The 18,684-nt window shown below is 67.1% G+C and carries 16 protein-coding genes; 3 read left to right on the top strand and 13 right to left on the bottom strand.

Annotated features, from left to right (window positions below):
* Nucleotide 1: 1 nt before the first annotated feature.
* Both ACZ5IK_RS27945 and ACZ5IK_RS27940 read right to left on the bottom strand, forming a co-directional pair.
* Nucleotides 2–1,741, bottom strand: a complete 1,740-nt coding sequence (locus ACZ5IK_RS27945) for a pyruvate dehydrogenase (protein ID WP_465490397.1) — start codon at nt 1,739–1,741, stop codon at nt 2–4.
* Between the two features lie 85 nt (nt 1,742–1,826).
* Nucleotides 1,827–2,426: an isochorismatase family protein gene (locus ACZ5IK_RS27940; protein ID WP_465490396.1), complete on the bottom strand. Its 600-nt coding sequence runs from the start codon at nt 2,424–2,426 to the stop codon at nt 1,827–1,829.
* Between the two features lie 119 nt (nt 2,427–2,545).
* On the opposite strand from ACZ5IK_RS27940, the gene ACZ5IK_RS27935 reads away from it, so the two are divergent.
* Nucleotides 2,546–3,502 carry a GlxA family transcriptional regulator gene (locus ACZ5IK_RS27935; RefSeq protein ID WP_465490395.1) on the top strand — a complete coding sequence of 319 codons (957 nt, stop codon included), beginning with the start codon at nt 2,546–2,548 and terminating at the stop codon, nt 3,500–3,502.
* Between the two features lie 374 nt (nt 3,503–3,876).
* Here the strand turns inward: ACZ5IK_RS27935 and ACZ5IK_RS27930 are convergent, their stop codons facing one another.
* Nucleotides 3,877–4,242: an ArsR/SmtB family transcription factor gene (locus ACZ5IK_RS27930; protein WP_465490394.1), complete on the bottom strand. Its 366-nt coding sequence runs from the start codon at nt 4,240–4,242 to the stop codon at nt 3,877–3,879.
* A 264-nt stretch (nt 4,243–4,506) separates the two neighbouring features.
* Between ACZ5IK_RS27930 and ACZ5IK_RS27925 the strand changes: the two genes are divergently transcribed.
* Nucleotides 4,507–5,166 (top strand): hypothetical protein, encoded by a 660-nt coding sequence (locus tag ACZ5IK_RS27925; RefSeq protein WP_465490393.1) that lies wholly within the window; start codon nt 4,507–4,509, stop codon nt 5,164–5,166.
* A 7-nt stretch (nt 5,167–5,173) separates the two neighbouring features.
* On the opposite strand, the gene ACZ5IK_RS27920 is transcribed toward ACZ5IK_RS27925, so the two are convergent.
* The 7 genes from ACZ5IK_RS27920 to ACZ5IK_RS27890 all read right to left on the bottom strand — a co-directional run bounded on the left by ACZ5IK_RS27920 (nt 5,174) and on the right by ACZ5IK_RS27890 (nt 15,658).
* Nucleotides 5,174–5,323 carry a hypothetical protein gene (locus ACZ5IK_RS27920; RefSeq protein WP_168214325.1) on the bottom strand — a complete coding sequence of 50 codons (150 nt, stop codon included), beginning with the start codon at nt 5,321–5,323 and terminating at the stop codon, nt 5,174–5,176.
* Between the two features lie 179 nt (nt 5,324–5,502).
* Nucleotides 5,503–5,853 (bottom strand): beta/gamma crystallin domain-containing protein, encoded by a 351-nt coding sequence (locus ACZ5IK_RS27915; RefSeq protein ID WP_101607924.1) that lies wholly within the window; start codon nt 5,851–5,853, stop codon nt 5,503–5,505.
* Between the two features lie 141 nt (nt 5,854–5,994).
* Nucleotides 5,995–6,792, bottom strand: coding sequence for a type I methionyl aminopeptidase (map, locus tag ACZ5IK_RS27910; RefSeq protein WP_465490392.1), 798 nt, complete (start codon nt 6,790–6,792; stop codon nt 5,995–5,997).
* Between the two features lie 906 nt (nt 6,793–7,698).
* Nucleotides 7,699–9,072 (bottom strand): aspartate aminotransferase family protein, encoded by a 1,374-nt coding sequence (locus ACZ5IK_RS27905; RefSeq protein WP_465490391.1) that lies wholly within the window; start codon nt 9,070–9,072, stop codon nt 7,699–7,701.
* A complete protein-coding gene (locus ACZ5IK_RS27900) occupies nt 9,069–13,133 on the bottom strand; it encodes a Pls/PosA family non-ribosomal peptide synthetase (protein WP_465490390.1) in 4,065 nt (1,354 codons plus the stop codon). Before ACZ5IK_RS27900 ends, ACZ5IK_RS27905 begins: the two co-directional genes overlap by 4 nt.
* The gene (locus tag ACZ5IK_RS27895) at nt 13,130–14,398 is read right to left on the bottom strand and encodes an aspartate kinase (RefSeq protein WP_465490389.1); all 1,269 of its coding nucleotides are present in this window, start codon (nt 14,396–14,398) and stop codon (nt 13,130–13,132) included. Before ACZ5IK_RS27895 ends, ACZ5IK_RS27900 begins: the two co-directional genes overlap by 4 nt.
* Nucleotides 14,399–15,319: 921 nt before the next feature.
* Complete coding sequence (locus tag ACZ5IK_RS27890; RefSeq protein ID WP_465490388.1) at nt 15,320–15,658, bottom strand: PadR family transcriptional regulator; 339 nt, start codon at nt 15,656–15,658, stop codon at nt 15,320–15,322.
* A gap of 115 nt (nt 15,659–15,773) precedes the next feature.
* Here ACZ5IK_RS27890 and sigJ point away from each other — a divergent pair, with 115 nt between their 5' ends.
* Nucleotides 15,774–16,676, top strand: a complete 903-nt coding sequence (gene sigJ, locus ACZ5IK_RS27885) for an RNA polymerase sigma factor SigJ (RefSeq protein ID WP_465490387.1) — start codon at nt 15,774–15,776, stop codon at nt 16,674–16,676.
* Nucleotides 16,677–16,679: 3 nt separating this feature from the next.
* Here sigJ and ACZ5IK_RS27880 read toward each other — a convergent pair whose 3' ends face one another.
* The 3 genes from ACZ5IK_RS27880 to ACZ5IK_RS27870 all read right to left on the bottom strand — a co-directional run bounded on the left by ACZ5IK_RS27880 (nt 16,680) and on the right by ACZ5IK_RS27870 (nt 18,550).
* Nucleotides 16,680–17,114, bottom strand: a complete 435-nt coding sequence (locus ACZ5IK_RS27880) for an ester cyclase (RefSeq protein WP_465490386.1) — start codon at nt 17,112–17,114, stop codon at nt 16,680–16,682.
* 26 nt (nt 17,115–17,140) lie between these two features.
* Nucleotides 17,141–17,611, bottom strand: coding sequence for a carboxymuconolactone decarboxylase family protein (locus ACZ5IK_RS27875; protein ID WP_465490385.1), 471 nt, complete (start codon nt 17,609–17,611; stop codon nt 17,141–17,143).
* A gap of 123 nt (nt 17,612–17,734) precedes the next feature.
* The gene (locus ACZ5IK_RS27870) at nt 17,735–18,550 is read right to left on the bottom strand and encodes a serine hydrolase (protein ID WP_101607932.1); all 816 of its coding nucleotides are present in this window, start codon (nt 18,548–18,550) and stop codon (nt 17,735–17,737) included.
* Between the last annotated feature and the right edge of the window lie 134 nt (nt 18,551–18,684).

Raw genomic sequence — 18,684 nt, 5'->3', positions numbered from 1 at the left:
ATCAGGGGCGGGGGATGTTGCGGAGGTTGGCGCGGGCGAGGTCGATCATCCGGCCGACACCGCCCTCGAGGACGACCTTGCTCGCGGCCAAAGCGAATCCGCCGAGCTGACCGGCGGTGATGTGCGGCGGGACGGACAGGGCGTTCGCGTCGGTCACGACGTCGACCAGCGCGGGACCGTCGTGGCTCAGCGCCTCCTTGAGGGCAGCGCGCAGCCGGGTCGGATCGGTCACCCGCTCGGAGCGGAGACCGGCGCCGCGGGCGATGGCGGCGAAGTCGACCGGGCGGTGGTCGGTCTGATAGTCGGGCAGGCCGTCGACCAGCATCTCCAGTTTGACCATGCCCAGCGAAGAGTTGTTGAACGTGATGATCTTGACCGGCAGGTCGTGCAAGGCGACGGTGAGCAGTTCGCCGAGCAGCATGCCCAGTCCCCCGTCACCGGACATCGACACGACCTGCCGTCCCGGATAGGCGAACTGCGCCCCGATGGCGTGCGGCAGCGCGTTGGCCATGGTGCCGTGCAGGAACGACCCGATGACCCGGCGGCGTCCGTTGGGAGTGAGATACCGGGCGGCCCACACGTTGCACATGCCGGTGTCGACGGTGAAGATCGCGTCGTCCGCGGCCAGCTCGTCCAGGAGGTCGGCGGCGAACTCCGGGTGGATGGGCACGTGCCGTTCCACGTTGCGGGTGTAGGCGTCGACGACGTTTTCCAGTGATTTGCAGTGGTCGCGCAGCATGCGGTCCAGGAACGCCCGGTCGGTCTTGCGCCGCAGGAGCGGCAGTACCGCGCGCAGGGTCTCCCGCACGTCGCCGTGCACGGCCAGCTCCAGCGGGGTGCGCCTGCCCAGCCGGGTCGCGTCGTGGTCGACCTGCACCGTCCGGGCCTGGGGAAGGAAGGAGTCGTAAGGAAAATCGGTGCCCAGCAGAAGTAGCAGATCCGCGTCCTGCATGGCCCGGTAGCAGGCGCCGTAGCCGAGCAAACCGCTCATTCCGACGTCGTACGGATTGTCGTACTGGATCCATTCCTTGCCGCGCAGGCTGTGGCCGACCGGTGCCTGGACCGTCTCCGCGAACTCCATCACCTCCGCGTGCGCGCCGCGCACCCCGGCACCCGCGAACACGGTGACGGTTTCGGCCTCGTTGATCAGCTCGGCCAGCCGCGTCACCTGGGACTCGGGCGGCACGACGGTCCCGCGCTCGGTGACCGGCTTGCCGTTCCCGGTGGGCGAAGCGGCCTCGAGCTGCGCGACGTCGCCAGGCAGCACCAGCACCGACACCTCACCGCGGGCCAGTGCGTGCTGCATCGCGATGCGCAGCAACCTGGGCATCTGACCGGGCTGGCTGACCTGCTCGCAGTAACCGCTGCAATCGACGAACAGCCGTTCGGGGTGGGTCTCCTGGAAGAACCCGGTGCCGATCTGACCGGACGGGATATGCGAAGCGAGCGCGAGCACCGGCGCGCCGGTGCGGTGCGCGTCGTAGAGCCCCTGCACCAGGTGGGTGTTGCCGGGGCCGCAGCTGCCGGCGCACACCGCGAGCCGTCCGGTCAGCTGGGCCTCGGCGGCCGCGGCGAACGCGCCCGCCTCCTCGTTGCGCACGTGGACCCACTCGATGCCCGGTGTGCGGCGGATGGCGTCGACGACGGGGTTCAGGCTGTCCCCGACCACACCGTAGATCCGTTCCACCCCGGCTTGAACCAGGACTTGGACGAACTGCTCGGCGACGTTGGGCTTGGCCATCACGACCCCTTCGATACTCCGGCGGTGGGACTACGTTCATGATCCACGTGACAGCCGCGCCTCGCAGGTTCTGAACACGGCGGGGTCACCTACGGCCGCTGAGCTCCGCGGAAGTCGGAACGACGACGGCGTAGAGATCACCGATCGTGGCGAGAGCGGCCCGATGCTGCTCCGCGGCGGTCACCGGTCCGGCGACGGACGGGAGCGCGCGCGTCGCGCAGGCGGCGGCGACCACGGTCGGGGTGTTTCCGCGCAAGAACGCGCCCTCCGCCGTGAACGTCACGCACATGTGTGTCATGAATCCGGCCACGACGACGTCCTGATGCCCGGCGGCGTCGAGCAGCTCACCCAGCCGGGTGCCGACGAACGAGTTCGGCGCGGTCTTCACCACGACCTCCTCGCCCGGCGCGGGGGCGACGCGTTCGTGGATCCGGCCGATGTCCTGCTGGAGGTCGTACGGGCTGCCTTCGCCGCCGTCGTGCATGACGTGAACGACCGTCGCGCCCTCGGCCCGTGCGCGGGCCAGCAGAGTGGCGGCCTCGTCGAGCGCGGCCTCCCAGCCGTCGAGCTCCATCACGCCGCGCGTGTAGGTGTTCTGGTAGTCGACGAGGATCACCGTCGCGTCCGAAAGCGCGGCGGGGGTCGTCGGCAGGGTGCTGATTTCGCGGAGAGTGGTGCTGGTCATCGTGCTTCCTTCGCTTTCCGTGGGTACGGCTACCATGATCGCTGACCCGATCACGTATTGAGATACGGATTCGGGTCAGCTCTGGTCGGGATCGGCCGACGTTCGCGAGGAAGGGATCGATGAGCGCTCCGAAGGTGGCAGTCCTCGCGTTCGAGGGGATCAGCCCGTTCCATCTCGCCGTGCCGTCACTGGTCTGGGGACCGGAATCCCCGGCGGGCGACATGGAGCCGTGGCCGCTCACGGTCGTCGCGGTGCGGCCGGGCCGTCTCACCACGAGCGCCGGCTACGCGATCGACGTCCCCGCCGGTCTCGACGCGCTCGCCGAGGCCGACATGGTCGTCGTGCCGTGGTGGTCCGACCCGGAGACCCCGACACCCTCGCCCGTGTCCGCCGCACTGCGTACCGCGCACGAACGTGGAGCGCTCGTCGTCGGGCTCTGCTTGGGAGTCTTCGCCCTCGCGGACGCCGGCATCCTCGACGGGCGAGCCGCGACCACCCACTGGAAATGGGTCGAAACGTTCCGGAGGCGCTTCCCTTCGGTGGAACTGCGCCCCGAAGAGCTGTACGTGGACGAAGGTGACGTCGTGACCGGCGCGGGCGCGACCGCCGGAATCGACACCTGCCTCCACCTGCTCGCCCGCACGGCAGGCCAGGTCGTCGCCAACCGCGTCGCGCGCCGCATCGTCGCCGCGCCACACCGCCCCGGCGGCCAGGCCCAGTTCATCGAACTTCCCGTGCCCGCGCCGGACGAAGACCCTCTCACCCAGGTCATGAGCTGGGCGCAGGCCCATTTGGGCACCCCGCAGAGCATCGACAGGCTCGCCGCCCAGGCGCATATGAGCCGGAGCACCTTCACCCGCGCCTTCCGCGCCAGGACCGGGACCACCGTCCACAACTGGCTTGTCGCGCAACGCCTCGGGCGAGCCCGGCACCTGCTGGAAACGACCGCGCTCGGCGTCGACGCCGTCGCCGCGCAGTCCGGTTTCGGCACGTCAGCCCGGCTCCGCGAGCACTTCGCCGCAGCGCTGGGTACCACACCGACCCGCTACCGGGTCGAGTTCGCCGGCGGCGGGTGAAATCCTTTTCCCGCGCCGGACGGAAACGGAATTACTGTTTCCGCAAACCGGGCGCCCGGAAACGCCCTGTCCCGCACTTGATTTCCACTTGAACGAATGGCTCACCCGCCAGGGTGAGCTCTATCGAGTGCATTGTCCGACGGAGCTGGATCGGAGAACCACTCCGGGGCAAGATGACCGAGCACGACGACTGCGCAATCACGGAGGACCATGTGGAGCTGTGCGGGACCCCCATCTTCGACTCGGTGGTCGACGAGACGAGAAGGGCGACCTCCGGGAACAGTGCGCTCCTCCCCAGCGATGAGAACAATTCCGAACGGAAAGAGCGACACGCCGAAGCCGACAATGGCTCGCAAGGTCGGCCCGCGTGATTCCTATCCTTTTTCGGACGAATTCGGATCGCCGGGAAGGCCGGTGGAATTCTGCAGATCGTCGAGCAATTCCATTTGGCCGGTGATGACGCTGGTCAGGATTCCGCGCGCGACGGCGAGGAGTTCCGCCACCGACGGACTGGTCAGGGAGTAGGACACGGTCGTGCCGTCCTTGCGCGGTACCACCAGTCTGGCCCGGCGCAGCACCGCGAGCTGCTGGGACAGGTTGGCGGGTTCGATGCCGAGGTCGACGAGCAGTTCGGAGACGTGATGGTCTCGCTCGCTGAGTAGTTCGAGCACCCGGATCCGAACGGGATGGCCCAGCGTTTTGAAGAATTCCGCCTTCACCTGATACAGGGGTTTGCTCATCGGTATCCCTCCGCCGCACGGAGAAGGGTCGATCCGGCCGTCCGCATGACACCGATCGTGCCCGACCACGCCGCCGGCCGAACAACACCCCGCGCGGAACAGCCCCGACCACACCCGATCAGGGCATGACATCCGTAAATTGCATACTTATGCAAGTCTGCACAACCCAGAGAAGGTGAGAACACCTGTGAGCCACGGCATGCGGGATCCCGCGAGCCTCTCGTCGACGTCCCGACGGCACGGCACCGGCGCGAGGAGTGGCCAGTGACCACGCATCGCTCCGGTTCCACCCCGGCCACCAGGGCTCATCTGGTGCTCGCGGCGCAGGCCGCCGAGCTGGCGGACCTCGCCGTGAGCGCCGCCCGGCCAGGCCAGGACACGTGGGACCGATCCGGCCTGATCGGGATGGCTCAGCAGGTCCTCGACGCGGCCGTGGTGGCGGCCAGGCTCGACGGGAAGACCTGGCCGGAGATCGCGAGCACGCTCGACGGAGCGACACCGCAGTCCGCCCGGGCCCGGTACTGGCCCACGGTCGCGCTGTTTCGGGCGGACCCGTTCCCCTCGCAGGACTCCCGGCGCGTCGGCGTGCCGGACCACACCGGACAGACGTCCTTCCGGCTCCGGCGGCTGCCGATCCCGGAACAGCAGCCCGACGATCCCGGCCCGGCCGCGGAAGCGACTCCCCCGCCGTCCGGACACCTCGCCCTCGTCACGATGCCTTCAGAGCAAGACGAGACCGGGTGCGAGTCGGCGGGGGCGGACACCCGGCTGAAGATCGCGGAAAGGCTGGTCGCCGCCTACGAGCGGATCGCGACCAGCGAAAGACAACCCCCGGAGTGGATCCTCGACGGCCTCGCCCACGCCCGCCGCACCGCCGCCGAACTCCGCGTCCACCTCGACGCCTCGGGTACGACGGCCGATTGACCTCGGCCTAAGCCGAGGTCGCGAGACCGGCTTCGAGCTCGAGGTCACGCTCGCCCTCGGCCTGCTTCCGCAACACCATCTTCGCGACCAGATCGAAGATCGGCGTCGCTTCCTGCGGGAAGGTCACGCTCTGCTGATGCGCGCTCTCGGCGATCATGGCCTGCTACTCCTCAAGGGTGACGACTACAGCGACTGCTCACTCTAACGGCCGCACTGTCAGTGACGGGCCGTATTCGGATTTTTCGCCGATTTTTCCGAGGAGGGGTCCCTACGCGAACGCAGGGCCGGACGGTGTCCACCGCCCGGCCCTGGCCATGTCGCAGACTCAGCCTGTCGTCACCAGATGCGCACTTCGTACACCCTGACGGTGCCGGGGAAGCCGACGCCCTGCCAGTACCCGAGGGTCGTCGACTCGTACCGGCCGTTGCGTTCGTAGTTGACCGTCGCCTTGTTGTTGCCCGAGTAGATGTTGTAGACACCACCGATGTTCGTGCCCGTGACGCCGCCGTTGGCGAAGCACTTGTTGGTGCCCATCCCGTTGCCGAACGAGATGTCCAGCTTCACGAAGTCGTCCCTGTTGCCACAGCCGACCTCGCTGATGGCGAAGGCGGGGCTCGCCGGAACCGCGACGACCAGGCCAAGCGCGGCCGCGCCGACGACCGCAAGCCTCTTGAGACTTTTTCGCATGGTGACTGGATTTCCTTCCTCAGAAGAAGTTCTGGGAGAACGAGTTCCCGAGGAAGCCTATCGACGCACCGGCGACAGGGAACGGAAAGACCGTGACGCTGCCTGTTCCGTGAAACGACGCTACCCGAACAGGCAAGCGACTCAAGAATCCTTTGTGGACGAACGAACTTCCTGGTCTCGCCGGGTGAGCACCAAGGGATCGTTCTCGGTGATGGCCACGGTGTGCTCGGAGTGGGCGGTGCGCGAACCGTCGGCCGAGCGGATGGTCCAGCCGTCGTCGTCGAAGACGATCTTGTCGGTCGTGCGGGCGAACCACGGTTCGAGCGCGAGGGTCAGCCCCGGCTTGAGCGTCAGCCCGCGTCCCGCTTTGCCCTTGTTCGGAACGTGGAGCTCCTCGTGCATCTCGCGGCCGATGGCGTGCCCGCCGAACTCGGTGTTGACGGGATAGCCGTAGTCGCGGGCGACCGCCCAGATGGCCGCAGAGATGTCACCGAGGCGGTTGCCGGGGCGAGCCTGCTCGATCGCCGCCTCCAGCGCTTCCTCGGTGGCACGGATGATCCGCAGATCCTCTTCGGCGGCGGTCCCGACGATGACCGTGCGCGCCGAGTCCGCCGCCCAGCCGTCGATCTTGACCGCGAGGTCCGCCGTGAGCACGTCGCCGTCGCGCAGCGTGTAGTCGTGGGGCAGGCCGTGCAGGACGGCGTCGTTGACCGCCAGGCAGATGACGTTCCGGAACGGGCCCTTGCCGAAGGACGGCTCGTAGTCCCAGTAGCACGACTCCGCGCCACGCCGTTTGATCATGCCGCGCGCGTGGTGTTCCAGGTCCATGAGGTTGACGCCCACGGCGGCGAGCTCGCCGACCTCGGTGAGCACCTCGGCGACGAAACGCCCGGTCACGTGCATGCGCTGGATCTCAGCGGGCGTCTTCAGTTCGATCACGGAAACCTCGCGTCACAGGGTTGGTATTATTATACCGCCACCGTAGCAGATGGCGGTATAATAATACCAGTCGCGGTGTCGTGCGGCCTCAGGCGCGGGGCGTCATGTTTCGCGGTCGGGTCGCACCGGGGTGGATCCGTACTGGCCGACAAGAGCCGACCGCACTCTGACTGTCCACTCGGGACACTTTCGAGCGACCAAATGTCTGATTGATGCCCATATGCACACTTTGCGGAGAGGGTCGTGAGTGGCAAGGCGGGTTAGAGCCCAATGCCACGTAGCTTAAGTTGATCTTGGGCAGATCTTGATCATCGCTGGTGATGATTGTCGCAGGTCACATGCTTGGTTGCCCTGACTGATGGGAGCCGACCAGTGCCAGGCGTCCACTGTGGACACCTGTCGCTGCCGTATGTCCGATTTGCGACTGAATGGGCAATTCCATCAAGGGGTCGCGAGTGGTAAAGAGCGTTAGAACGCCCTTTACCACTCACGACCCTCTCGTACGACTACGCAAAGCACCCAAATCAGGCACTTCGATCCCGGCTGGCGTCCTCTGTAGACGGTCACGCCCGGGTTCAGTGCTGGCGACTTATCCAGCCTGATCGATCAGAGCGACAGTCATCGAAGGGCGCATTCCGGGATCAACTTAAGCTACGTGGCATTGGATTAGAACCCGCTTTGCCACTCACAACCCTCTCGAAAACCGCACATTAGCCATAAACCGGACATCCGGGCGCCAGAGAGTGTCCCCTGTGGACACTCGGGAAACGACTGGCGCCCGGAGGCCAGTCCAGAACCACGCCGCGAAGGGGTCCTTCACCACAGAGGCTGGTCACGCCAGATTTCACCTGTCCTCATTGCCGCTCACGGCCCACGGCACCGTCCATGAGCCAACGGACACTCACCTCAGCTCACGGCCGCCTCGCAGTGCTCGATGGCGTCGAGCAGGATCGTGGCGGCGAGTTCGATCACCTCGGCGGTCACGGTGAGCGGGGGCATCAGCCGGATCACGCCGTCGTCGCGGCCGCCGAGCTCGATGATCAGCCCCCGCCGCAGCGCGTACGCCTGGACGGCGCGGGCGTAGCCGCTCGCCGGGCGGCCGTCGCGGGGGTCGGCCAGCTCGATCCCCCACATCAGGCCCAGGCCGCGAACCTCACGGACCCACGGATGACCCCGCAGGGCACCGAGCCGTCCTTCGAGTTGCCGTCCACGGTGCCGGACGTTGCCCAGCACGTCATCGCGCCGGACGACGTGGACGGCCGCGGTCCCCGCCGCGAACGCGGCCTGGTTCCCCCGGAAGGTGCCCGTGTGCGCACCGGGCGCCCAGCCGTCCAGCCGCTGGTCGTAGAAGATGACCGCCACCGGCAGACCCATCCCGCTCAAGGCCTTCGAGGCGATGATCACGTCGGGTTCGATGTCGTAGTGCTCGAACGCGAACCAGGTTCCCGTGCGCCCGCAGCCGGTCTGTACCTCGTCGACCACCAGCGGAATGTCCAGCTCCGCGGTCAGCGCGCGGACACGCCGCACGAATTCGCGGTCGGCCGGGATGACCCCGCCTTCGCCCTGCACGAGTTCCAAAATCACTGCGGCGGGGAGGGGAATGCCGCCGTTGGGATCGCGTAGGGACCGCTCCAGCAGGCCGACGCAGTTGGTTTCGCAGCTGTCCGGCGAGAGCCCCACCGGGCAGCGGGCACAGTAGGAGTACGGGAAGAAGTGCACACCGGGCACGCCGTTGGCGATCGGCCGCTTCTGGGCGACGAGACCGGTCAACGCCATCGCGGCATGACTCGAACCGTGGAACCCGCCCTGGAAGGACACCAGGTCGCCGCGTCCGGTCACGGTCTTGCAGAGCTTGATCGCGGCGTCCACGGCGTTGGCCCCGCCGGGACCGCAGAAGTGCATCCGCATCCGCGACCGCAGGTCCGGCGGCAGCATGGACAGCTGGGCGTCGACGAACTCACGTTTGGCGGGTGTCGGGAAGTCCAGGCCGTGGGTGAGCACGTGCAGCTGTTCGGTGGCCGCGTGCACCAGCTCGGGATGGTTGTGCCCCAGGGAGAGCACCCCCGCACCGGCCAGGAAGTCAATGAAGACGTTCCCGTCCATGTCCCACAGGTAGTCGCCCTCGCCGCCGGCGATCGCGATCGGCAGGTTGCGTGGATAGGCCCGTGCGCTGGATTCCCATTGTCGCTGGTGTTCGAGGAACTCGGCCGAGCGAGGTCCCGGCAGGTCGCAGTCGACCCGTGGTGCCAGCGCCGGTCTCGCCGTCGGGGTGTGGGTCATGGCAGCCTCCTTGCCGCGGTGATCTCTTCCGCCGTGTCGAGCTCGACCGCCGGATTGGCGTGCCAGCGGGTTCGCGCTGGGGTCGTGGTGCCCTTCATCAGGAACGCGTCCGCCTCGACGATCGCCCCTTCCGCCATCGTCACTCCATAGTGGACGAAGGCTCCGGTGCCGATCGTGCATCCCGCGCCGATGGAGATGTGGTCGGATTTGAACGTGCCGTCCTCCAGCGAATGTCCTTGCAGGACGGTGTGCAGGTTCAGCACGCAGTCGTCACCGATGCTCACCAGGGACCGTTCCGGGATAGCGCATCCGTCGTCGAAGACGCGTCGGCCGATCCGGACGCCGAGGCAGCGCCAAAGGAAGTTCTTGAACGGAGTCCCGTTGAACAAGGCGAGGTAGCGGGCGGGGCTGAGCTTCCAGTACCGCTCGTGCCGCCAAAAGACCGGATCGTAGATCGAGCAGAACCGCGGTCTCAACGCCCGGAAGCCCTGCACGGCGAGCTCGGCCAGCATGAGGAACCCGACCGAGAACACCAGCGAGGCCACGATGCCGCCACCGACCGCGAGCGAGCCGAACCGGTCGTGCGCGACGCTGGCCGCGGTGCCGATGAGCGTGACACCGAGCAGGTGGAGCCAGTGCACCAGCAGGTAGACGAGGATGGTGGCGATGTTGTGCCGGTTCTTCGCCAGCAGGCTCCGGCGCAGGCCCTCACCCGAGCTGAGGTGCTCGAACCCGGTGTCACGGCGAACGTTCCGGGGGATCTCGAAAGCGGGTGACCCGAGCAGGCCGACGTTCTCCCGGACCGGCCCGTCCAGGGGAACGAGGACCTTGGTGGCCAGAAGGACGTTGCGGCCGACCCGCGCGTCCGGCGGGAAGGCGATCTCGTTGCCCAGGAACGCCTGCGGCGCGATGGACGTCCGCCGCAGGCGGAACGACGAGGCGGAGAAGTCCGCGTTGAGCTGCGAAAGGCCGTCCGAGACCATCGTCCCGGTGCCGACCGTACTGAGGAACGGCGACTCGTGCTTGACCTCGACCCCGAAGTTGGACCCGGTCTGCTGGATCTTCGACAGGTCGTATCCCAGTGCCCGCAGGTAGTACACGATGTAGCTGCTGTCACCGAACAGGTAGGTGAACGCGCGCAGACTCGTCAGCCGTGCGATCAGCCGTTGGATCCCGAAATGCGCGCCGTACATCGGGTAGACCCGGTCCGGCCGGAGAAACCGGTTGAGCAGGCGCGGGATCGTGAGGACGACCGCCAGTCCGGCGAGCAGTCCCCCGAAGTACAGCAGCGCCGAACCGGCGATCTGGTCGCGGTAGAAGGACCAGCTGGTGAAGTCCGCCGTCGCCGTGAACAGCCTGTCGACGATCAGGTCCGTGCCGCCCAGTGTCGCGGGAAGCGTCACCAGCAGTAGGAGCAGAAGGCTCGAAACACAGAAGACGAACGGCCTGAACCCGCCGCGTGCGACCGTCCCGAGCGCCTGGTAGTCCACTGTGGAGAGACGGGCGGGCGAGCCGTGCCAGGATTCGCCGTCGGGTACGGACTGCCCGGCGTTCAGGGACGACGAGTGGCCGAGTTGCGCGTCGTCGCCGATCGTGGTTCCGATGTCGAGCACGGTCATCTCACCGACGAAGGCGTTCTCGCCGAGGGTGACGCTGCCGGTCTGGATCCAGCCCGCTCTCGCGCGATAGCACGAGAAGAAGGCGTCTTTCCGGATGACGGCCCCGGCGCCGATGGTGAGCAGATCGGTGCACACCGGCGGATTCCGGGACAGGATCACGGCGCCCTTGCCGATGTCCGCGCCGAGCGCCCGCAGGTACCAGGAGTACAACGGCGTGCCGGTGAACAGCATCAGCGGGCTGAACCGGACCAGTGTCTTCACGGTCCAGAAACGCAGATAGCCGGGGCTCCACAGCGGGATCTCCCCCTGCTTCCAGCGGCCGACGATCGTCCATTTCGCCAGGATCGGCACCACGGAGAGGACGGTGAACACGATGAGCCCGAGTCCGACCGCACGCGTGTAAGCGTCGACGAGCCCGGTCGCAGCGGAGATCCAGTTGAATCCCGTGTCCAGGATCCAGCCCGAACCGGCGGCGTAGGCGAGGAAGACCACCAGCTGAAAGAGTCCGCAAAGGACATAGGCACCGGTCGATGCCCGGCGCGGCTCTTCGGCACGGGCGGCCGTGGTCCGCGCCGAAGAAGGAACCAACTCCGCGAGGCCGCGGACGGTGGGGTTGAGGTACACGTCCCTCGCCGACAACGGCGCGACGTCGCCCCGTTCCCGGATCAGCGCACAGAACTTGGCCAGCAACAGCGAGTCCGCGCCGTAGTCGTCGAAGAAGTGCCCCGTCGCCGAGATCCGCTCCACGCCGAGGACACGGCCCAGTGCCTCCGCCAGATGCCGTTCGGTCTCGGTGGCCGGTGCCACGTAGTCCGCGGTGCTCGGCGCGCTCCGGGGGTTGCTCGGTGCCGGGAGGTTCTTGCGGTCGGCCTTCCCCGCCGGGGTCAGGGGAATGTGGTCGAGCCGTTCGAGATAGGCGGGCACCATGTATCCCGGCAGCAGTTCCCCCAGCCGACGACGCAGCTCTCCTGCGTCGATGTCCGCCTTGTCGCGTCGCAGGCTGTAGTAGGCGACCAGTTCCGTCCTGCCGGCTTCCGGATGGTGGGTCTCGACCACCGCCTGGGCGATTCCGGGGATCTGCAGCAGAACCGATTCGATCTCCGTGAGCTCGACGCGGTAGCCGCGGATCTTCACCTGCGTGTCGGCGCGACCGTGGTACTCGATCTCTCCTTCCGGGGTGACCCGGCCCAGGTCACCGGTGCGGTAAATGCGGCCGGACGGGTTGTGCCCGATACCGAGGAAGTCCGGGATGAACGCGCGTTCGGTCAGGTCGGGGCGGTTCAGGTAGCCGCCGGCGAGGCCGATCCCGGCGATACCGATCTCGCCCAGTTCGCCCGCCGCCAGCGCCTCCGGCTCGTCCGGATCGAGGATGACGACCGAGTAGGTCGGCAGGGGCACCCCGATGGTCACCGGCCGGTCCGGTCGCAGCACCGCCCAGGTCGCGGTGACCGTGGCCTCGGTCGGACCGTAGACGTTGAGGAACCGCCGGTCCGGGCGGTACCAGCGGCGGACGAGGTCTTCGGGACAGGCCTCACCGGAAACGAGGAGAAAACGCAGCCGCGGCAGGTCTTCGTCGAGGCTGGCCAGCAGGGTCGGGACACAGCACAACGCGGTGACCTCGTTGTCCCGCAGGAATTCGTGGAGTTCGTGGCCGACGAGCCCGGTGCCGCCGGGCTTCGGCACGAGCGTCGCGCCGCACAGCAACGGCACCCAGATCTCCTCGACCGAGAAGTCGAACGCGATCGTCATGCCCTGGTACACCCGATCGGTGCCCTGGATGCCGTAGACATCGGCGGCGACGCGGACGAAGTTGCAGATCGCGGCATGGTCGATCGTCACGCCTTTGGGGCGCCCTGTCGAGCCGGACGTGTAGACGACGTAACAGAGTTCGTCCGTCGGGACGCCCTTCTCGTCCGCGCTGAGCCGGTCGCCCGGCAGCGCGGCGATCCGGTCCGAGTCTTCGTCGAGACACAGCAGATCGACGCTGTCCGGCTCGAAGCGGCCGCGCAGCCCGGAGATCGACAACACCAGCCGGACGCCGGCGTCCCGGACGATGTAGGCCAGCCGGTCGTCCGGAAACCCCGCGTCCAGCGGCACATACGCCGCGTTGATCTTGAGCACGGCCAGCATCGCGACGTAAGGATGAACTGGTTCGTCGAACAGGAGCCCGATCCGGTCGCCGGGGCGCACCCCCCGCGCTCGCAGATGCCGGGCGAGGCGGTTGGCTCGCTCGTCCAACCCGGCGAAGGTGAGCTTCGTGCTCCCGGAGTCCACCGCGAGCCGATCACCGAGGCCGTCTGCGTGCAACCGGTCGCAGAGTCCCTCGTACAGCTGCTCGAGCCGCTCGCCCGCGCGCCAGCGGACCTGCTGCTCGTGGCCGTCGCACGTCAGGACCAGGCCGTCGGTCGTGAACAGACCCGACGGCTGTCCGTACGGGCTCATGTCCGGTCCTCCGCGAGGCCGAACGAGTCGTGCAGAGCGCGGACGGTCGCGTCGACGGCGTCGGCGGGGATCACGGCGGTGAGCCGCGATTGCGAGGTCGTCATCGCCGGGACGGTGACGCGGTGGTCGGCGAGGACCCGCAGCAGTTCGGGCAGACAGCCGGGTGGGTCCAGCAGCGCCGTGCCGACCACGGAAACCGAGCCGAGTTCCTCGAAAACCGTGGAACGGGCGTCGAACTCCATCGCGAGTTCGGTGATCGGCGGGCCGAGCGGCTCCGTACCCCGGACCGTGAACCGCAGCTCCCCCGGATCGGGCCAGCTCAGGTTGTCCGGTTTCACCCCGCACCGGGCGAGCATCGAGAGCACCCTGGCGTAGTGGTCCGGGCTGGAGGCCGAAACCTGGACCCGGACCAGCCGCACGTCGCGCTCGTGCGCGATGCCGATGACCCGGGGAGTGCCTTCCAGCGACGATTCCCCCGCCGTGACCACGGTCGAGGGGCCGGGATCCGAAGAATGCGTCACGCGCACCGCCACCCCGTGACGGCGTGCGAGCTCGACGGATCTGGGATGCAGCACCCGGGCACCGACTCCGGCGAGTTCGACCATGGCGTCGTAGGAGATCGTCCTGACCGGCCGGGTGTCCGGCACGATCCGGGGGTCGGCCGTGCGAACGCCGTGGACATCGGTACAGATCTCGCATTCGGAACCGCCGAGCGCGGCCGCGAGCGCGACCGCGGTGGTGTCGGAACCGCCTCTGCCGAGCGTCAGCAGTTCCCCGTTCTCGTCACGTCCCTGGAAGCCGGCGACCACGACGACCTGCGCGTCACGCAGCCGTGCGGTGATCTTGCCGGGATCGACCCGCACGATCGTTCCTGCTCCCGGTTCGCCGCTCACCTCGATCCCCGCCTGGTCACCGGACAGCGACACGGCCTCGACCCCGCGTTCGGCCAGCGCCAAGGCGAGCACCGCGGCGGAGACCTGTTCGCCTGTCGCCATCAACTGGTCGAGTTCCCGTGGAGCCGGTGGCTCCGCGAACTCCCCCGCCAAGGCGATCAGCCGGTCGGTCGTGTCTCCCATGGCCGACACGACCAGAACCACCCGATCCCCCGCTTCGACGAGTGCGGCCACCTCGGCGGCCACCTCGCTCACCATTCCGGGTGTGGCCAGCGACGAGCCACCGTATTTTCGGACGACCAGTCCCTCGCTTCGCGCCTGCGGTAACGGTGGGGTCAAGCCAACGTCGAGATCTTGGGAAGAATTCACCATTTTCCTTTAATAGATCGTCACTGTGACAGCGACTTGCATTCGGGCGACTCGCGGTGACCGGATCAGCCCACCACGAATACAGGTATCCGAAGTGGGGGTACTGCAACGACTGCCGCAGAAGTACCTGCCGGACGACACTCCCCGAAGTCCAGGATTCAGCACCGCGGGCCGGGATGACAGGTTTGGAAAGTAGTGCGAGAAACTTTCGCCGGGTACCTCCATCCGTACGAAAGGTTGATTTTCCCCGTTCGCAGGACATAACGTGGCGACATTGTGCAAGGACATGCCTACAAACAGCCCAGTTCGATGGACTTAGGTCAAATGAATGAATCAGCCGGACCGACTTCGAAATTCGAGTGAACCGCAGATCGACAGGACGAAACTTATTTCATCACCCGCCTGAACGTACGAGATCCACCAGGCTTCGGTCGAGCGGGGAAGAATCTGTCAAGGTGACCGTTGCCCGCCTTGCCGGGCCACAGAATCCCATATTGCGGGTCGAGTTGCGCTCGCGGACATCGTCGGACCGGGCAGCAATTTTGTTCCCGGTCGCACGGTCAGCGTCTCGCAAACCATGACGAAATTCGGTCCGGTGATAACAAATACCGTCAATGGGACTTATCGAAGGATAAGGCACAGTCGGCCCGGTACCACCCGAATTCGAGCTTTCCGAGAACCGGTTTCACACCAAAGCAAAGGTTTTCCGACGCCGCCTACGACAACTCGGCATCTCAGGCGGGATCATCAGGGCGAGGGCGCCGACGATGAGCAGGACCGCCATTCTTTGGGTGCGTTCGCCGTCGTCCACGATGTGCCGGAGCAGCGCCGTTCCCGGAGTGGCGGGCTCGGGTGGGCGTTTTCCGCTCATCGGCGCGCTCGAGGTCGGCAGCGAAGCCATATCGGCTGATCGACTGGCGGAGGTCATGAAGCACCTCCCGCCAGTCCGGGTCGGAGGCGGCCGAGCGCGATCGCCGAAGTCCTGGCAAGCGCGGCCCCCGCGAGCGCGACACCGTCGGGACTGAGCCGGTAATACCGGCGACGCGGTCGTCCCTCCGTCTTCGGATCGACCTCTTCCCAGCGGCTCTCCAGCCAGCCGAGGCCTTCTAACCGCGCCAGAATCGGATGGATCGTCCCGCTCGCCAGGCCTGCCGCCGACGAGATCTCCAGGCCGTAACGCTCCTGCGACGGGTCGTCCAGCAGCACGCGGAGCACCACCTGCGTCGGGAGTGTCATCCGGGGCCCGGACCGATTTCCAGCCATACTCTAACTCTACCTAGGGGCTAGGTAGAGTTCAAGAGAGCCGGGGTGACCTCACATCCGGCGGCGGTCTCTCGTCGTACCCAGGACAGCACCCGCGACCAGGAGGCGAAATTCGATGAACGAGACACTCGACCCGGGCCTGAGCGCGATCGTGAGCGAGCGGCGCCAGCTGATCGGGCTCGCGTATCGCCTGGTCGGTTCCCTTTCCGAGGCCGAGGACGTGGTGCAGGAGACCTACACCCGCTGGTACGCCTTGTCCCCCGCCCAGCGGGAAGCGATCGAGTCCCCCGGCGCCTGGCTGACGACGGTCGCCGGCCGCATCTGCCTCGACCTCCTCGGTTCGGCACGCGCCCGGCGGGAGCGCTACGTCGGCGAATGGATCCCCGAACCGCTGCCGTTCGCGTGGACCACCGGACGACCGTCCGCCGTCGACCCCGCCGACCGGATCACCCTCGACGAGTCGATCACCATGGCGTTCCTCGTCGTGCTGGAGTCGTTGACCCCAGCCGAGCGAGTCGCGTTCGTCCTGCACGACGTCTTCCGTTACGCCTTCGCCGAGGTGGCGGAGATCGTCGGCCGGACTCCCGCGGCCTGCCGTCAGTTGGCCTCCTCCGCTCGCCGTCGCATCCGCGCGGCGCAGGCCTCACCGGCCCCGATCGCCCGGCAGGCCGACGTCGTCAAGGACTTCAAGAAAGCTTGGGAAGCCAAGGACATCGAGACCCTCATCGGCCTTCTCGACCCGAACGTCAAGGCTGTCGGCGACGGCGGCGGACTCGTGAGCGCCGCACTACAGCCCTTCGAAGGCAGCGAGCAGGTTGCCGCCTACATCATGGAGGTGGCGCGCCGGACGTCCGGCCTCGAACTCATGGAGCGGACCGTCAACGGCCAGCCCGGCCTTGTACTGCGTCAGGCCGAGCTGACCGTCGCGGTGTTCGCGTTCCAGATCGACGGCGACCGCATCCGGCGCATCTGGGGTGTGCGGAACCCCGAGAAACTCCGGTCGTGGACCGGCGAGTGACCGCTACGCCGCGAGGGCGCCGAGTTGCCGCAGCTGGGTGAGGACGTCGACGACTCCCCAGATCTCGGCGATCCGCCCTCCGGCGAACCGGAAAATGAAGATCTCGTTGTAGGAGACCGTCTTTCCGGTAGCCGGGAGGCCCCTGAACTCGCCTTCATGGGTACCGGTCACGAGGTTCCGGCAGACGAGCTTGTCCCCGTCCTCGAGGACTTCCTCGACCGTGACCCGCAGATCCGGGAACGCGCGAAGCAGCACCGCCCACACTTGCTTGAGCGCCTGCGCTCCCGTCGTTTCCATCGGCACCGGCGCGTGGAACATCACGTCCGGCTCGACGACCTCGTCGATCGCCGTCTCGATGGCCTCGAGGTGGCCGCTGTTGGTCGCGTCGTGCAGGCGCGCGAACGCCGCCCGATTGCGTGCTGTCTTGGTGATGGTCATGGTCTCTCCCCAAGGTTCTCGTCCGGTCAGGCGAACTGTCCGGCCCGGTAGTCACCCGCGGGGTTCTGCACGATCGCGTTCACCCTGTTGAAGGCGTTGATCAACGCGATCACCCCCACCAGCGCGGCGAGCTGGTCGTCGTCGAAGTGCTTGGCGACGTTCGCCCACGCCTCGTCGGTGACCTCGCCGCCGTCTGCCATCCGGCAGGCCTGCTCCGTCAGCTCCAGCGCGGCGCGCTCGGCGTCGGTGAAGACCGTCGCCTCCCGCCACGCCGCGACCAGGTTGATCCGCACGGCCGATTCGCCCGCGGCGGCGGCCTCCTTGGTGTGCATGTCCAGGCATACGGCGCAACCGTTGATCTGGCTCGCACGCATCCGGACCAGCTCCTGGACGGTGACCGGCAAAGACGAGTCGAGCAGTCCCTTCCCTGCCGAGATGATGCCCTTCAGGAACTTTCCGCCGACGGGGTTGCCGAAGTAGTCGAGCCGGGTGTTCATGGCGATCTCCTTGTGTCGTGGTGGTGTTCTGCCCAACCGACGACACAGCCCGGCCAGATGTGAGTCAGGCCGCCCGCGCGGACCCGGACCGCCGAGCACGGTCCGGGTCCGATGTGGACGCGATCAGTTCCTGAAATACCCCTTGAACAGGATTTCGCTGATCTTGGTGGTGGTCTCCATGCCGGTTTCGAAGCCGTTCTGGATGACCTTGGTGTTGTTCATCAGGGCGAGGGTGTATCGCTCGTGCGGACCGACGAAGCCGACCGAGTTCATGATCCAGGAGCCGTCGTCGTTGTCGTCGGACCAACCGTCCTTGTTCCCCGGCCGCGCGGCCGGGCCCGCACCCCAGACTCCCCACTGCTGGTTGACATCGACGGTGCGCATCTCGCGGACGATGTAGTCGCGGTGCTGCCGGGGCAGCTTCGTCAGGACGTAGTTGACCAGCCGGTCGAGGTCGTTCGCGGTGGTGAGGATCCAGCCCCAGTGATGCGGATGCTGGTCGGTGAAGCGCATGTCGGTCATGCCGTAGGACGGGAACCGCTTGGCGAACTCGGCCTCCCCGCCGTACCGGGTCCACAGGGTGTGCGCGGCGGCGTCGTCACTGGAGTTGAGCATGCGGTGCATCAGGTCCCGGTCTTCGGCGGTCAACTGGACCGCCCCGGAGTCGTTGCGCAGCAACAGGTCGACGACCATGGCCAGCTTCGGGGTGGAACAGGCCCAGATCAGGGTCCCGGCGGCCGCACTCCGGTAGACGGCACCGGTCCATCGGTCCCGGAGGACGATCCCGGTGTCACCGGGCCTGCTGTCGGCATAGGCCTGGGCCTTGGCGATGCGCGTCTGGAGCTCCCTGTCGAAGCGGGTGGTCGCACCGGCGGGTGCGGCGGAGGTCAACGCGACCACGGCCAGCATCGCGGTCAGGATTACGGAAAATCTCTTCATGTGTTCCCCAGTTTTCGGAATCGGTCCTTCCTGAGCATGAAGGCGTTCCGAGGTGCCGGAGGTTGCCACGACTTGGTCGACAGTGACGACGGTCACTTACAGCAGCATCTCTTCGATCAGGTCCGGTGCGGAGA

It is taken from the genome of Amycolatopsis sp. NPDC031561, assembly GCF_055580625.1.
The sequence above is the reverse complement of the archived record's forward strand: the minus strand, read 5'-3'. Positions and strand labels throughout refer to the sequence as shown.

Coding starts and splice junctions, on each gene's coding strand:
- ACZ5IK_RS27920 (WP_168214325.1), bottom strand. CDS start 5,323: ATGATCGCCGAGAGCGCGCATCAGCAGAGCGTGACCTTCCCGCAGGAA.
- ACZ5IK_RS27895 (WP_465490389.1), bottom strand. CDS start 14,398: ATGGTGAATTCTTCCCAAGATCTCGACGTTGGCTTGACCCCACCGTTA.
- sigJ (WP_465490387.1), top strand. CDS start 15,774: ATGAACGAGACACTCGACCCGGGCCTGAGCGCGATCGTGAGCGAGCGG.
- ACZ5IK_RS27900 (WP_465490390.1), bottom strand. CDS start 13,133: ATGAGCCCGTACGGACAGCCGTCGGGTCTGTTCACGACCGACGGCCTG.
- ACZ5IK_RS27875 (WP_465490385.1), bottom strand. CDS start 17,611: ATGAACACCCGGCTCGACTACTTCGGCAACCCCGTCGGCGGAAAGTTC.
- ACZ5IK_RS27870 (WP_101607932.1), bottom strand. CDS start 18,550: ATGAAGAGATTTTCCGTAATCCTGACCGCGATGCTGGCCGTGGTCGCG.
- ACZ5IK_RS27905 (WP_465490391.1), bottom strand. CDS start 9,072: ATGACCCACACCCCGACGGCGAGACCGGCGCTGGCACCACGGGTCGAC.
- ACZ5IK_RS27915 (WP_101607924.1), bottom strand. CDS start 5,853: ATGCGAAAAAGTCTCAAGAGGCTTGCGGTCGTCGGCGCGGCCGCGCTT.
- ACZ5IK_RS27890 (WP_465490388.1), bottom strand. CDS start 15,658: ATGGCTGGAAATCGGTCCGGGCCCCGGATGACACTCCCGACGCAGGTG.
- ACZ5IK_RS27940 (WP_465490396.1), bottom strand. CDS start 2,426: ATGACCAGCACCACTCTCCGCGAAATCAGCACCCTGCCGACGACCCCC.
- ACZ5IK_RS27880 (WP_465490386.1), bottom strand. CDS start 17,114: ATGACCATCACCAAGACAGCACGCAATCGGGCGGCGTTCGCGCGCCTG.
- ACZ5IK_RS27930 (WP_465490394.1), bottom strand. CDS start 4,242: ATGAGCAAACCCCTGTATCAGGTGAAGGCGGAATTCTTCAAAACGCTG.
- ACZ5IK_RS27935 (WP_465490395.1), top strand. CDS start 2,546: ATGAGCGCTCCGAAGGTGGCAGTCCTCGCGTTCGAGGGGATCAGCCCG.
- ACZ5IK_RS27945 (WP_465490397.1), bottom strand. CDS start 1,741: ATGGCCAAGCCCAACGTCGCCGAGCAGTTCGTCCAAGTCCTGGTTCAA.